We start from the raw sequence: 15049 nt of genomic DNA on the forward strand, positions 1-15049 counted from the left end.
TCCCGCCACAGGCTGCGAGAATTACAAACCGGATGTCAGACTCCACACTGTCTGCACAATCCACACTCTATTGTCCGGTCGCTATTTGCGGGGGTTCTCATGAATCGATCGACGCTGGCTGCCTTGGTTGTGGCCCTGATGCTGGGCTCCGGCATTGCGGGTTACCTGATCGGGAGGCCGGGCGATTCCGTCGACCGCCCGGTGCCGACGACCACGGCGTCCACGACGCCTCCCGCCGCAGCGCCTGTCCCTTCGCCTCCGGCTCCGACCCCACCGGCACCCCAGACGGCTCAGTCAGCCGCACCGGTCCCCATCGCCCCGCCACCGGCCTCGCCGTCCGATCCCTTCTCCTTCCGTCGGGTCGGGGTCGATTCCAGCCGCAGCGAAGCGGAAGCCTGCCTCGGCTTCAACAAGCCGCTCGCCACCGGCGACGTGAAGTACGGCGATTTCATCCGCATCGAGCCCGAAGCCAAGACGGCGCTCCGCACCGTGGACGACCGGCTGTGCATTGCCGGCCTCACCTATGGCCAGGACTACACCGTGAAGCTGCTGGCGGGCTTCCCCGGACGCGATGGCGAGAAGCTGCGCAACGAGCAGAGCGTGAGCGTGGCGCTGGGGGCCCGTCCCGCCGTGGTCACGCTGCCGGGCAAGGGCTTCATCCTGCCGCGCGGCAGCGCCGCCGGCCTGCCCGTCACGACCATCAACGTCTCCAAGGTCGGCATCTCGGTCTATCGCGTGAACGAGCGCGGCATCGATCGCTTCTCCGCCGACCGCTCCTACGACGTCTCCTTTCCGGGATCCGAGCCGATCACCGAGCCGTGGTCGCTGCGCAGCTGGCTGAATGGCAGCAACGGCGCCGAGCAGTGGAGCGGCACGATGGACGTGCGCAACGTGCCCAACCAGGCCGTCGTCACCGCCTTCCCGATCCGCGAGACGATCCAGGACTGGAAGCCCGGTGCCTATTTCGTCGTCGTGTGGAATGCCGCCAAGCCGCCGTCCCGCGACTATGACGACGACGATTCGACCGGCGGCGCCGCAGCCGGCCTGTGGGTGATCGATACCGACATCGGCCTCACCTCCTTCAGCGGCGACGACGGGCTGAACGTCTTCGCGCGCTCGCTGCAGACCGCCCAGCCGCTGGCCGGCATCGAGGTCACCGTCCTGTCGCGCGGCAACGAGCCGATCGGCAAGGTGGTCACCGGCGCCGACGGACGCGCCGCGTTCGCGGCCGGGCTGCTGAAGGGCACCGGCGCGGCCGAAGCGGTCGCCGTCATGGCGCAGGATCCGGCCAAGAAGGAATTCTCGCGCCTCGAACTCACCAAGTCGGCCTTCGACCTGTCCGACCGCGGCGTCGACGGAAGGCCGCAGCCCGGCCCGGTCGATGCCTTCCTCTACACCGAGCGCGGCATCTACCGCCCGGGCGAGACCGTGCAGCTGATGGCGCTGATGCGCGACGACGCGGCCAACGCGCTCTCGAACCTGCCCGTCACCCTGATCGTCAAGCGGCCGGACGGCAGCGAGTTCACGCGTTTCACCCACGGTCTGCAGGGGTCGGGCGCCATTGCCCAAACCATCGACCTGCCGAAATCCTCGCGGCGCGGCCGCTGGTCCGTTGCGGCCCATATCGATCCCAAGGGTGCGCCGGTCGGCCGGGTCGAATTCTCGGTCGAGGATTTTGTCCCTGAGAAGCTCAAGATCGAGCTCACGGCTGACGACCCGATCATCCGGCCCGGCAGCGTGAACCGCTTCGTCCTCTCGGCCGACTTCCTGTACGGCGCACCGGCGTCCGATCTCGCCGTCGAAGGCGACATGCGCATCACGGTCGACGACAATCCGTTCCCGGCCTTCGCCAAGTACCGGTTCGGACCGGAGGACGATCGCGAGAAGTTCGAGCCGCCCTTCATCGAGCTCAAGGGCGAGAACACCGACCCGGCCGGCAAGTCGAGCCTCGAATGGGCGGGTGATCTGGCCAAGGAGACGGTCCTGCCGCTGCGCGCCCAGGTCCAGGCGCGCGTCTTCGAACCGGGCGGCGGCCGCGCCACCAAGACCGAGAAGGTCATGCCCGTGCGCACGCGCGACACCTATATCGGTGTCCGCCCGACCTTCGAGGGCCGCTATTCCCGCGAGGGCGTCGACACCGAGTTCGACGTGGTGGCCGTCGACGCGGCCGGCACGCAGGTCGCGCGCCCTTCGGTCGAATACCGGATCGAGCGCATCATCTACGCCTATCAGTGGTTCCAGGTCGACGGCCGCTGGCGCTGGCAGTCGGTCACGAACACGCGGCTGGTGACGGCCGACAAGGTGACCTTGAAGGCCGACACGCCCACCCGTCTCTCGCAACGTCTGGACTGGGGTCAGCACAAGCTCACCGTCATCGACAACGAGAAGAAGACTTCGACCAGCCTCACCTTCTACGTCGGCTGGTATGGCGGCACCGGAACCGAGGAGGCGCCCGATACGCTGCGCGTCGCCAGCGACAAGCAGAACTATGCGCCGGGCGACACGGCCCGCCTGCGCATCGAGGCGCCGTTCGCCGGTGAGGCGCTGATCGCCATCGCGACCGACCGCATCGTCTCCACCCAGTCGGTCCAGGTGCCGGCCGGCGGCACGACCGTCGACATCCCGGTGAAGGGCGAATGGGGGGCCGGCGCCTACGCGCTGGTCACGGCCTGGCGGCCGCTGGCGGCCCCGGCCGAACGCACCCCCACGCGCGCGATCGGTGCCACATGGATCGGCCTCAACCCGGCCCTGCGCACGCTCGGCATCCAGATCGGCACGCCCGAGAAGATCACACCGCGGCAGCGCATCGAGGTGCCGGTGAAGGTGTCCAACCTGCAGCCCGGCCAGGAAGCCTTCGTCACCCTGGCCGCGGTCGACGAGGGCATCCTGCAGCTCACCCGCTACAAGACGCCCAATCCGGCGGACCACTATTTCGGCAAGCGTCGCCTGGGGGTTTCCATGCGCGACGATTACGGCCGCCTGCTCGACACGCGCGCCGACGAACTCGGCCGTATCCGGGCCGGCGGCGATGCCGGCGAGATCGGCGGGCTCGACATCGTGCCGACGCGCACCGTCTCGCTGTTTAGCGGCCCGGTGAAGCTCGACGACAAGGGCGAAGCGAAGATCGCCTTCGAGATCCCCGACTTCATCGGCCAGCTGCGCCTGATGGCGGTCGCCTACGACAAGACCCGCGTCGGCTCGGGCGAGCAGCGGCTCTTCGTGCGCGATGCCGTCACCGCGGATGCAGTGCTGCCGCGCTTCCTCGCGCCGAAGGATCTCGGGCGGGTGGCGCTGTCGCTGCACAATGTCGACGGCCAGGCGGGAGACTACCGCGTGACCCTGACCGCCACCGGCTCGGTCTCTCTCGAACGGCCGGTGACCGAAACCCGGCGTCTCGCCGCCAACCAGCGCGAGCTGCTGACCTGGCCGCTGCGCGCCGGCGAGGCCGGCTTCGGCAAGGTCACGGTCGCCGTCCAGGGACCCGGCAATTTCGCCGTCCAGCGCGAATGGGACATCCAGGTGCGGCCGGCGCAGACGCCCAGCGCCATCGACACGGTCGCGCAGCTCGGACCCGGCAACGAGGCCACGGTCGACCGCAACGTGATCGCATCCTTCGCACCGGGGACGGCGCAGGTCAGCGCCTCGCTGACCCGCATTCCGGGCATCGACGTCGCGGCCCTGCTGCGAGCCCTCGACAAGTATCCGTTCGGCTGCATCGAGCAGACGACCAGCCGTGCGATGCCGTTGCTCTACTACAATGACGTCGCCCTGCTGGGATACGGCCCGACCGATCCGCGCATCAACGACCGCGTGCAGGACGCCGTCTATCGCATCGTCGACATGCAGCTACCCGATGGATCGTTCGGCATGTGGGGCCCCTTCTCCACACCGGCGGCGGAATGGCTGCAGACCTACGTGCTCGACTTCCTCGTGCGCGCGAACCAGCAGCAGATGACGGTGCCCTCGGCGTCGCTGCAGCGGGGACTGAACTGGCTCAACAAGACCGCCGACAGGCTCTCGCCCAACGCCCAGGCCTATGCCTGGTACGTGCTGGCGAAGTCGGGCTACGCCGATCCGGGCAGGGTCCGCTACTTCCAGGACACGAAGGCCGCGGAGATAAAGGGCGGCATCGCCTGGGCGATGCTGGCCGCGGCGCTGAACCAGGTGGGCGAGCCGGGACGCGGCCGTCTCGCCTTCGCGCTGGCGCGCCAGCGCATCGACGAGCGCGACCCGTCCGACTATTACGGCTCGCCGCTGCGCAACCGTGCCGCCCTCGTCACGCTCGCCGTCGAGGCGGGGGGACGCGAAGCCCTGACCGAGGTAACGAGCCTGGTGGGCGAAAGGCTTGCCGCATCGATCGGGCTCACCACCACGCAGGAACAGGCGTGGCTGGTGATGGCCGCCCGCGCCATGAGCGGCAGCACCCAGCTCGCCTATTCGGTCGATGGCCAATCACGCCAGGCCGCGACCGAACCCGTGACGATGAACCCTGACGCGGCAGCTCTCGCGCGCGGCTTCAAGCTGCGCAACGACACCGACCGTCCGATCTGGATGCAGGTGACGGCGCGCGGCGTGCCCCTCGATCCGCAGCCTGCGGCGACGGCGGGCATCAGCGTCCAGCGTGAGTTCCTGAAGTTCAACGGCGATCCCGCTTCACTGGGACAGGTCGTGCAGAACGAGCGCTTCATCGTCTCGATCTCCGGTCGCAACCTGGAAGGCGGCTACCACGAGGTGGCGCTGCTCGACCTGCTGCCGGCCGGCTTCGAGATCGAGGCGGTGCTGAACGACGAGACGGCGAAGTCCTTCCCGTTCCTGTCGGACCTCACGGAAACCCGCATCGCCGAGGCGCGCGACGACCGCTTCTTCGCGTCCTTCAACATGGGGACACGCCCCTACCAGACCTGGTGGGACTCATCGGCCAAGAACCCGAACTCCTATCACGTCGCCTATATCGTTCGCGCCGTGACGCCCGGCACCTACGCCGTCCCGGCGACGAACGTGTCGGACATGTATGCGCCGCGGGTCTATGGCCGGACGGCGATGCGCGCGCTGACGATCGTTCCCGCCGGAACGAAGTAGCCAGCCATGCGGCTCAGGCCCCTGCTGGCCGGCCTGGCCGTCGCCGCCACGACCCTGGTGGCGACGGCGCTGACGCTCGATCGTGCCTTCCCGCCCGATTTGTCGCGCTATCACGACCGGTCGACCGAGGTGGTCGACGCCAACGGCCGGCTGTTGCGCGCCTTCACGACGGCGGACGGCAAGTGGCGTCTCAAGACGTCGGTCGACGATGTCGATCCGCTCTATCTCGGCCTGCTCAAGGCCTATGAGGATCGCCGGTTCGACTCCCATTGGGGCGTCGATCCCCTCGCGACCCTGCGTGCGGCCGGCCAGCTTGCCGAGCGCGGCCGCATCGTGTCGGGCGCCTCGACGCTGTCGATGCAGGCCGCGCGCCTGCTCGATCCCCGACCGCGCAGCTTCACGACCAAGGCGATCCAGTCGGCCCGCGCACTCCAGCTCGAGTGGCGCTATTCGAAGCGCGAGGTGCTGGCGATCTACCTGACGCTGGCGCCGATGGGCGGCAACCTCGAGGGCGTGCGTGCCGCCTCCCTCGCCTACTTCGGCAAGGAGCCGCGCCAGCTCAGCGCCGCCGAGGCCGCGCTGCTGGTGGCCATTCCCCAGTCGCCCGAGCGCCGCCGCCCCGACCGTGCCTCCCCGGTGGCGCAGAAGGCGCGAGACCGCGTGCTGGAACGCGGCGTCGAGCATGGCGTGATCGATGCCCCGCTCTTCGAGATGGCGCGCAGCCGCCTCGCACCCGACCGCCGACTCGCGATGCCCATGCAGGCGCCGCATCTCGCGACCTGGCTGGCCGGCCAGTCGCCCGGCACCACCGTGCCGACGACGGTGCGCTACGAACTGCAGCAGGCGCTGGCCCAGCTGGTGCACGAGGAGCGCCGCCCGCTCGGCGATGGCGCCGAGATCGCCATGGTCGTGCTCGACAACAGGACGGGCGGCGTCGTGGCCTGGCTGGGCGGCGACAATTTCTTCGGCCGCGCCGGTCAGGTCGACCTCGTGCGCGCCCGCCGCTCGCCGGGTTCGGCGCTGAAGCCGCTGATCTACGCCATGGCCTTCGACGACCGCACGCTCCATCCCGAGACGCTGGTCGAGGACGTGCCGGTGCGCTTCCGCGACTGGCTGCCGCGCAATTTCGACCGCGACCATCAGGGCGCGGTGACAGTGCGCCGCGCGCTGCAGCAATCCCTCAACGTGCCGGCCGTACTGGCGCTGGAGAAGGTCGGGCCACAGCGCTTCCTCTCCACCCTGCGCACCGCCGGCGTCGTCCCCGGGCTGCCGCCGGGCGACAACGGCAATTCTCTGGGCGTGGCGCTCGGCAGCGCCACGGTCTCGCCGCTCGAGATGGCGGGACTCTATTCGGGCCTGGCCAATGGCGGCAGCTTCGCGCCCCCCCAGGTCCGGCGCGACCGGCCAAAATCCCAGCCGCTCCGCCTCATCGGGCCGACCGCCGCCTGGTACGTCTCGGACGTGCTGGCCGAGGCGCCGCTGCCCGAAGGCTTCGCCTCGCTGCCCGTCGCCCTGCGCGAACGCCGCATCGCCTTCAAGACCGGCACATCGGCCGGCTATCGCGACGCCTGGGCGGCGGGCTACAGCGCCAACTGGACCGTCGTGGTGTGGGTCGGCCATGCCGACGGCACGCCGCGCCCCGGCCAGCTCGGCCGGCTCTCGGCGCTGCCCATCCTGTTCAAGGCGTACGGCCGGCTGCCCGGCGAGGACAATCGCGCGATCCGCCCGCCGGCCGACGCGATCAAGGTTGCGTCCCATCGCGAGCTGCCGCCGCGCATGCGCACGCTCGCCCCCTACAGCGAGACCAGCGGCGGCCCGCGCATCGCCTATCCGCCGGCCGATGCCCGCATCGAGCTGGCCGCCCGCGAGGCCGTCCCGCTGAACGCCATGGGCGGCCAGGGTCGGCTGCGCTGGCTGGTCGACGGCCGCCCGCTGGAGGGCACGCAGTGGGTGCCCGACGGCGCCGGCACCGCCCGCCTCGCGGTCGTCGACGAAGCGGGTCGTTCCACCTCGGTGACCGTCAGGATCGTGCAGCGGCAATAGAAGCGATCAGACGAGGAACGCCAGAGCGACCGATGCAACCAGCGCAACGGCGAAGACAAGGTTGATGAGCCTGTTGGTGCGCGGATCGCGGAAGTAGCGCGTGAGCGCCGCGCCGGCGAGCAGCCACGCGACATTCACGGCGGCGATGACCAGCGTGAGTACGACCAGCTTCAGGGCCATATCGGCCCCGAGCCGGTCGGGCAGCAGGGTGAAGCCGGAATAGAGCGCGGCCATCGCGACATAGCCCTTGGGATTGACCAGCGACAGCAGCAGGCCGGCCGCGACGGTCGGAGCCTCCTTCCGCACACCCTCGTTCGACAGCGGCGGCGCCGTCGCGATGCGCCAGGCCAGCCACAGGAAATAGAGCGCGGCCAGGATCGCGACCATGGGCGCGACGCCCGGCACCGCGAGCACGAGACCGACCGTCCCGCTCGCGACGATCGCCATCACCGCGACCATGCCCACGACGATTCCGGCAAGATAGGCGAAGCCGCGGCGCGCGCCGAACGCCGCCCCGGTCGCCGCGAGGCTGAGCGTCGCCGGGCCGGGGCTGCCGGCGAGCGCCACAGCGGCGATCAGGAATCCGGGAAGTGCATCCATGCCCCGATATGACGACGGGCATGGACTGCCGTCTTGAACGATCGTGAGGCTAAGCGGCCACCTTCGCCTTGAGCGCCTGCGCCACCTTGGACGCGGGCTCGCGGCCCAGGGCCGAGCAGATCTCGCGGCCGGCCCGGGCGATGGCGTCGAGGTCGACGCCGTGGTCGATGCCGAGACCGTTCAGCAGGTAGATCACGTCCTCGGTGCCGACATTGCCCGAGGCGCCCTTGGCATAGGGACAGCCGCCGAGACCCGCGACGGCGGTGTCGAACACGGCGATGCCGCGCTCCATGACCGCCAGGATGTTGGCCAGCGACTGGCCGTAGGTGTCGTGGAAGTGCGCGGCGATCTTGTCGCGCGGCATCTTCTCGGCCACGGCATCGATCATGGCGACGCACTCGCCGGGCGTGCCGACGCCGATCGTGTCGCCGAGCGAGACCTCGTAGCAGCCCATGCGGAACAGCCGCTCCGCCACTTCGGCCACCTTGGCCGGCGCCACCTTGCCGTCATAGGGACAGGCGATCACGGTCGAGACGTAGCCGCGCACCTTCATGCCGTGCTTCTGCGCCGCTTCCATCACCGGCGCGAACCGCTCGAAGCTCTCGTCGATCGAACAGTTGGTGTTCTTGCGGCAGAAGGCTTCCGAGGCTGCGGTGAAGATCGCGATCTCGTCGACCCCGGCCTCGACCGCCCCGTTCATGCCCTGCTTGTTGGGCACCAGCACCGGATAGCTCACGCCTTGCTTGCGCTGGATGCGCGCCATCACCTGGTCGGTATTGGCCATCTGCGGCACCCACTTGGGCGACACGAAGCTGCCGGCCTCGACCGCCGAATGCCCGGCGGCCGACAGCGCGTCGATCAGCGCCACCTTGGCCTCGACCGAAACCGGCTTGGCCTCGTTCTGCAACCCGTCGCGCGGCCCGACTTCCACGAGCCGCACGCGCTTGGGGTGATTCATCGTGTCCTCCCGCTTCTGGCGCCACATACTGCACCAGCGGGAAGGCCGCCAGACAGGATTTTCGCCCCTACGGCGTCTGCGAAATATGCGCCGTGCGATCGTGTCCGGGGTGGCTGAACATGATCTCCAGGGTGCGCAGATAGGTGTGCAGCCCGGCATCCTGGATCGGAAGGACGTGGGCGTCCTCGCCCGATTCGTTGTGGTGCGAATGCCAGTAGCCGGGCGGCGTGATGAAGCTGGCGCCGGGCGCCCAGTCCTCGCGCCTTCCGTTCTTGATCATCCCGGATTCGTCGAGTTCCGTGCCGATCATCGTGTAGCAGCCCGGCTTGCAGTCGATCACGAAATCGACCGCCACCGACTCGTGACGATGCGGGTACTGGACGGCATCCTTCGGCAGAAGGCCGAACATCGTCCACATCGTGTGGGTGATGGTGCGGGTGCCGGGAAAGTTCCGGTTGGCGAGCAGGACGCTGACGCGATTGGCGTTCGCGGTCCTGGGATCGGTGGCGATCTCGTTCAGCTTCTGCTGCGCCTTGCCGTGCTGATAGAAGGTGGGCTTGAAGCGCGCGACGGTCGGCGCGGCGCCGAGATAGCGCAGCAGCGGCGCGTCATGCACCCAGTAGAGCCCGGCCTCGCCCTCCGAATGATGCAGGGCGTGGCCGTGCGCCGGCAGCACCATGTAGTCGCCCTGCGACCAGTGGATCGTCTCGCCGCACGCGTCCGTCCGCCCGCTGCCGCGGAACACGAAGAACACCTGGCTGGTCGCCTCGGCCGACGTCATGACCGAGCCGCGGACGATCCGGATGAAGTTGGCGCAAAGGGCCGGGCTGGTCGCGGGGCCGACGATGCCCAGCTCCTCGCTCACGTCGAGCGGCTGCACGCGCGTCGGCCCCTCGTCGAAGAAGGACGGCGAGAAGGTCCGGTACGGCACCGGCGGGATGATGCCCTGCTGGATCGGATTGGCGGCCGAGCTGTAGTCGAAATACTGCGCGTCACTCGTCAGCAGGTCGTAATTGGGGAAGCTCTCGATGCCAGCCACACAAATCTCCTCGTCTGGGATCACGTAGGACACGGTCCGCTCAACGAGGGCAGTTTGTAGACGACCGAAATCCCGAGTCCACGAGGGAAATGTTGGCGCAGAAGTCCAAGCGAGCTCGGAAACAGGTGTTCGAGGCACCTCCGCGCAATATTGTTGCGCAGACAGCCATCATTCCGGGGGTGCGACTCCCGCTTCGATTGTTTCGTTTATTTCGTTTGTTTCGATTATCGGACCGGACTCGGACGTTTCGGCGGACTTCTAGACCACGGTCTCCTTCAGCTTGCCCGCCCGGCCGAGCACGAAGGCCACGGCGGCGAGGGCCAGCACGGTGAAGGCGATCAGCAGGGTCGCCACGGCGGTGATGGTCGGGTTCACCTCGAGGATCAGCTCGTTGAACATCTTCTTCGGCACGGTCTCGTACTTGCCGGCGATGAACGAGGTGACGATGACCTCGTCGAAACTGCCGATGAAGGCGAAGATCCAGGCGGCGAAGACGCTGGGCGCCAGGTTCGGCAGCACCACCTTGCGCATCGTGTAGCTCCACGAGGCGCCGAGGCTCCAGGCGACCTGTTCGATCCGCTGGTCGAATTCGCGGATCGCGACGCCCAGCACCATCATCACCAGCGGCACGTTGAGCAGCGTGTGCGCGACCACGAGCCCGACCAGCGAGCCCAGCAGCCCGACCTTGGCCAGCCCGAGATACAGCGCGATCGCCACGATGATGGTGGGCACGATCAGCGGTGCCATGAAGTTACCTTCGGCCCAGTCGCGCCCCTTGAAGGTGCCGCGGCGCAGCCCGTAAGCCGCGAGGCCGCCCAGGATCAGCGCCGCCACCGAGGAGATGGCGGCCACGAAGGTCGAGGTCCACATCGCCTCCATCCAGCGCGGGTCGCCGAAGAAGGTCTCGTACCAGCGCAGCGACAGGCTGGGCGGCGGAAAGGTCAGCGCCCGGGCCGAGGAGAAGGACATCGGGATCACGATGACCAGCGGCACGGTGAGGAAGACCAGGCCGAAGATGCCCATGGCCGCCAGCCCGCGCCGCGTCCAGGCCGAGCCGCCGATCGCTTCGCGGTTCATGCCCCCTCCTTCATGCCGAGGCCTTGCGGTCGAGCCGGCGATAGGCCGCGAAGATCAGCAGGGTCACGACCAGCAGGATCGTCGAGATCGCCGAGGCCTGCTCCCAGCGCGGGATCTGGTTGATCAGCGTGTCGAGCAGGTTGGAGATCATCGGCACGCGGCCGCCCCCCAGGATGGCCGGCGTCACGTAGAAGCCGAGACAGAGGATGAAGACCAGCAGCGCCCCCGCGGCCAGCGCCGGCAGGGTGAGCGGAAAATAGACCTTCCAGAAGATGGTGCGCGGCGGGGCGCCCAGCGAGGCGGCGGCCTGCAGCAGCCGGTCGTCGATGCGGGTCATGGCGGCGAACAGCGGCAGCACGAGGAACGGCAGCAGCACGTTGGCCATGCCGATGGTCACCCCGAGCTCGTTATAGAGGAAGGAAACCGGCGCATCGGTGAGGCCGGTCCATTGCAGGGCACGATTCACGATGCCGCCATTGCCCAGCACGACGATCCACGCATAGGTGCGGACGAGGATCGAGACCCAGAAGGGCAGCACGACCATTGCCAGCGCGATCATACGGCCGCGGCTGCCGAGCCCGCGCATCCAGTGGGCCAGCGGATAGCCGATCAGGATATTGGCCAGGGTCGCGATCAAGGCGATGCGCATCGTGTTGCCCAGCACGCGCAGGTAGACCGGCGCTTCGAGCAGGCCTTCGTAGTGCTCGAGCGTGAAGCCTCGCCCCTTCTCCCAGAAGGCGAGGCCCAGCATGTAGACGATGGGCGCATTGAAGGCGACGACCATCAGCACCAGCAGCGGTGCGATGAATCCGAAACCTTCGAGGCGAGTCGTCCGCGTCATTTGTTCATATCATTGCTGGGGGCGCGCCACTCCTGTGGCGCGATCATGATGATGAAAGACGCGCCACTGGAGTGGCACGCCCCCGGCGATGACCCCAATCACAGGCTGAGCTTGAAGGCTTCCCACTTCTTGTTCACGGCCTCGCCGTTGGCGGCCCACCATTCCGCGTTCTGGAACCACTGGACGGCCTTGTTCTGCTTGCTGGAGGGGAACTCCGACAGCTTGTCCTTGGGCAGCAGCGCATCGAGCTCCGGGCTCGGGCCGGTGTAGGAGACCACCGTCGCCGCCTTGGCCTGGTTGGCGGGCAGCGACATCTCGTACATCAGCTTGTAGGCGGCGGCGCGATCCTCGGGCTTCGAACCCTTGACGATCGAGAAATAGGACAGGTCGGCCATGCCGCCGTCGAAGTTGCAGCCGAAGGCGGGATCGCCCACGACGCGGCCCGACCAGCAGATCACGTACTGGACCTCGTTGTCCTTCATGAGCTGCGGCGGCTGCGCGCCCGCCTTCCACCAGACGGCGATGTCCTTCTTGATCTCGTTCAGCTTCTTGAAGCCGGTCTCGACGTCGAGCGGGAACAGCTTGTCGGCCGGCACGCCCGTCGCCATGACGGCAAACGGCAGGCTGTAATGCGGGAAGTCCGGCAGGCAGCGCTTGCCCGGAAACGCCTTGGTGTCGAAGAACTCGGCCCAGTTCTTGGGCGCCTTCGCGCCGGCTCGCCAGGCCATGATGGTCGAGAAGTACTGGTAGCCGAAGCCGTACTCGTTCTTGGCTTCGGGGAACATCGGTGCCGGATTGACGGCGGCCCAGTCGATCGGCTCGATCAGCTTCAGGTTCTTGGCCTGCACCAGTGTGCCCGAGCCCAGTTCCATCAACACCGTGCTGGTCTGGCCGCTTTCGACCAGCGCGCGCAGCTTGCCCAGCGAGTTCGGGCTCTCGCGAATGACCTTGATGCCGGTCTTCTTGGTGAAGGGCTCGATGTATCCCACCTCGATCGATTCGCCGGACTTGCCGCCCGACTCGATCATGCGGATTTCCTTGACCTGTGCGCGGGCGCTGCCCGCTCCCAGAAGGCTCGCGGCCGGCAGAGCAGCAGCGGCGCCGACGAACGTACGTCTCTTCATCTCGATCCCCTTTATGTTACCGGCCACACATCGGCCGACTCCCACGAAACGCTGATACGCTCTCCCGGCGCATGAGCCGTGCCGAGAAACGGCACGGCCGCGACCAACGCGCGATTGTCATCGAGAGCCAGGTGATAGCGCACCATCTGGCCGAGATAGATCGCCTCGACGACGCGCGCTGCCTTGCCCTGCGCGCCTGCCGCCAGCCGCACACGCTCCGGCCGAACCACGCCCTGGCGGCCGTCGGGCAGGTCGACGAAGTTCGCGATGCCCAGGAACTCCGCGACGAAACGATTGGCGGGCCGGAGATAGGCCTCGGTCGGTGCCGCGACCTGCTGCGTGCGACCCTTGTCGAGCACCATGATGCGGTCGGAGAGCGACAGCGCTTCTTCCTGGTCGTGCGTCACCAGGAGCGTCGTCACCCCCAGCGTGCGCTGTAGTTGCTTCAGCTCGACCTGCAGCTCCTCGCGCAGCTTGCGGTCGAGCGCGCCCAGCGGCTCGTCGAGCAGCAGGATGTCGGGCTTGAAGACCACGGCCCGCGCCAGCGCCACGCGCTGCTGCTGCCCACCCGAAAGCTGCGACGGACGCCGTGCCTCGAGACCGTCGAGCCGGACCAGCTTGAGAGCGTCACGTGCGAGCTTGTCGGCCTCGGCGCCGCCGATCTTGCGGACACCCAAGGGGAACAGGACGTTCTCCAGCACGGTCATGTGCGGGAACAGCGCGTAGGACTGGAAGACCAGGCCGATATTGCGCTCCTGCGCCGTCGCGTTGGTGACGTCGCGGCCACCGATGAAGATGCGCCCCGAGGTCGGCCGGTTGAGGCCGGCGATCAGCGATAGCAGCGTCGTCTTGCCCGAGCCGCTCGGCCCCAGGATGGTGACGAACTCGCCCTGCGTCACCGAAAGGTCGACCGCATCGGCCGCGGCAAACGTGCCGTAGCGCTTGGTCACCGCTTCGAGACGGATATCCGACATCTAGGCGCGGGCCAGTTTGGCCATGGCGCGGTCGGCGGCGGCGAGCGTCTCCTCGATCACCGGCCTGTCGTGCGCCGTGGAGAGGAACCATTTGCCGGCCTGCTGGGCGCGGACGCCCTCTTCCTGCAAAGCCGCATGAAAGGCCAGCATGGCATCGCGGTCGCAGGCCGCCGATTCACGATAGTTGCGGGGCGCCGGAGCCGTGGTGAAGAAGGTCTGGAAGATCGCCGGCATGCCCTGAACCCGGATTGGCAGCTTGTATTTGGCAGCCAGCGAGGCGAGGCCCTGCATCAGCTCGGTGCCGCGCGCTTCGAGATCGCGATAGACCGCGCCGCCATCCGCTTCGAGGATATCCAGTGCCGCCAGAGACGCCGCCATGCTCTGGACGTTACCGTTATAGGTGCCGCCGTGCATCACGCCCTTGTCTGCCAGCGTATCCATGATGTCGCGCCGGCCGGCGACCATGGCGAGCGGGAACCCGGCCGCCACCGCCTTTGCATAGATGCTGAGATCGGCCTTCACGCCGAACTTCGCCTGCGCGCCGCCCAGCCCGACCCGGAAGCCGGTGATGACCTCGTCGCAGATGAACAGGGCGCCATGCTCGTCGCAAAGGGCGCGGACGCCTTCGAGATAACCGGGTGCCGGCGGGATGGCGCCGCCGTTCACCATGATCGGTTCCATGATCACCGCGGCGATCTCGCCGCGATGACGCTCCAGCGTCTGCTCCAGCAGGTCGAGATCGTTCCACGTGCAGACGGCGACGTCGCCCAGCACGCTGGGCGGCATGCCCGGCGAACCGGCAACCGGCACCGGCGCGTCGGCGGGGCCCGCCTCGTTCAGCGGCGGTCGCGCGCTGATATAGGCCTGGTCGCTCCAGCCGTGATAGTGGCCCTCGAATTTCAGGATTTTGTCGCGGCCGGTGAAGGCCCGCGCCAGGCGGAAGGCCATCAGCACCGCTTCCGTGCCCGAGGTCGTGAAGCGCACGACCTCGGCGCTCGGCAACAGGCCACACAGCCGCTCTGCCAGCTCGGTCTCGCGCGGGTTCTGCGCGGCAAAGAGCTGCCCCTCGCCCAGGGAGGCGGCGACGGCCTCCACCACCGTCTTCGGCGCGTGGCCCAGGATGGCCGGTCCGTTGCCCAGCACGTAATCGATGTGCACGTTGCCATCCACATCGTAGAGGCGCGCGCCCTCGCCGCGGGCAAAGAACAGGGGCACGGGAACGCTGGCATAACGCACGTTGCTGCTGACGCCGCCGGCCAGGTGCTTTCGGGTCTTGTCGTAGAGTGCGATCGATTTCGCGTAGGAGCGCATGTC

10 protein-coding genes are annotated in these 15049 nt (G+C 68.1%); 2 read left to right on the forward strand and 8 right to left on the reverse strand.

Going from position 1 to position 15049, the window contains the following annotated elements:
- Positions 1–99: 99 nt before the first annotated feature.
- Together ACP15H_RS12920 and pbpC are read left to right on the forward strand one after the other, a co-directional pair.
- Complete coding sequence (locus tag ACP15H_RS12920) at positions 100–5079, forward strand: alpha-2-macroglobulin family protein (protein ID WP_425066586.1); 4980 nt, start codon at positions 100–102, stop codon at positions 5077–5079.
- Between the two features lie 6 nt (positions 5080–5085).
- Positions 5086–7122, forward strand: coding sequence for a penicillin-binding protein 1C (pbpC, locus tag ACP15H_RS12925; RefSeq protein WP_425066587.1), 2037 nt, complete (start codon positions 5086–5088; stop codon positions 7120–7122).
- 6 nt (positions 7123–7128) lie between these two features.
- On the opposite strand, the gene ACP15H_RS12930 is transcribed toward pbpC, so the two are convergent.
- The 8 genes from ACP15H_RS12930 to ACP15H_RS12965 all read right to left on the reverse strand — a co-directional run bounded on the left by ACP15H_RS12930 (position 7129) and on the right by ACP15H_RS12965 (position 15046).
- Complete coding sequence (locus ACP15H_RS12930) at positions 7129–7722, reverse strand: LysE family translocator (protein WP_425066588.1); 594 nt, start codon at positions 7720–7722, stop codon at positions 7129–7131.
- A gap of 49 nt (positions 7723–7771) precedes the next feature.
- Positions 7772–8680, reverse strand: a complete 909-nt coding sequence (locus ACP15H_RS12935; protein WP_425066589.1) for a hydroxymethylglutaryl-CoA lyase — start codon at positions 8678–8680, stop codon at positions 7772–7774.
- Positions 8681–8747: 67 nt separating this feature from the next.
- Positions 8748–9719: a hypothetical protein gene (locus ACP15H_RS12940; protein ID WP_425066590.1), complete on the reverse strand. Its 972-nt coding sequence runs from the start codon at positions 9717–9719 to the stop codon at positions 8748–8750.
- 258 nt (positions 9720–9977) lie between these two features.
- Positions 9978–10796, reverse strand: a complete 819-nt coding sequence (locus ACP15H_RS12945; protein WP_425066591.1) for an ABC transporter permease — start codon at positions 10794–10796, stop codon at positions 9978–9980.
- Between the two features lie 10 nt (positions 10797–10806).
- Positions 10807–11637: an ABC transporter permease gene (locus ACP15H_RS12950; RefSeq protein WP_425066592.1), complete on the reverse strand. Its 831-nt coding sequence runs from the start codon at positions 11635–11637 to the stop codon at positions 10807–10809.
- A gap of 98 nt (positions 11638–11735) precedes the next feature.
- A complete protein-coding gene (locus ACP15H_RS12955) occupies positions 11736–12761 on the reverse strand; it encodes an extracellular solute-binding protein (protein WP_425066593.1) in 1026 nt (341 codons plus the stop codon).
- An 11-nt stretch (positions 12762–12772) separates the two neighbouring features.
- Positions 12773–13735 carry an ABC transporter ATP-binding protein gene (locus ACP15H_RS12960; protein ID WP_425066594.1) on the reverse strand — a complete coding sequence of 321 codons (963 nt, stop codon included), beginning with the start codon at positions 13733–13735 and terminating at the stop codon, positions 12773–12775.
- Complete coding sequence (locus ACP15H_RS12965; RefSeq protein WP_425066595.1) at positions 13736–15046, reverse strand: aspartate aminotransferase family protein; 1311 nt, start codon at positions 15044–15046, stop codon at positions 13736–13738. It lies immediately after the preceding gene.
- Between the last annotated feature and the right edge of the window lie 3 nt (positions 15047–15049).

The organism is Reyranella sp. (assembly GCF_965249915.1).
Lineage (GTDB): Bacteria > Pseudomonadota > Alphaproteobacteria > Reyranellales > Reyranellaceae > Reyranella.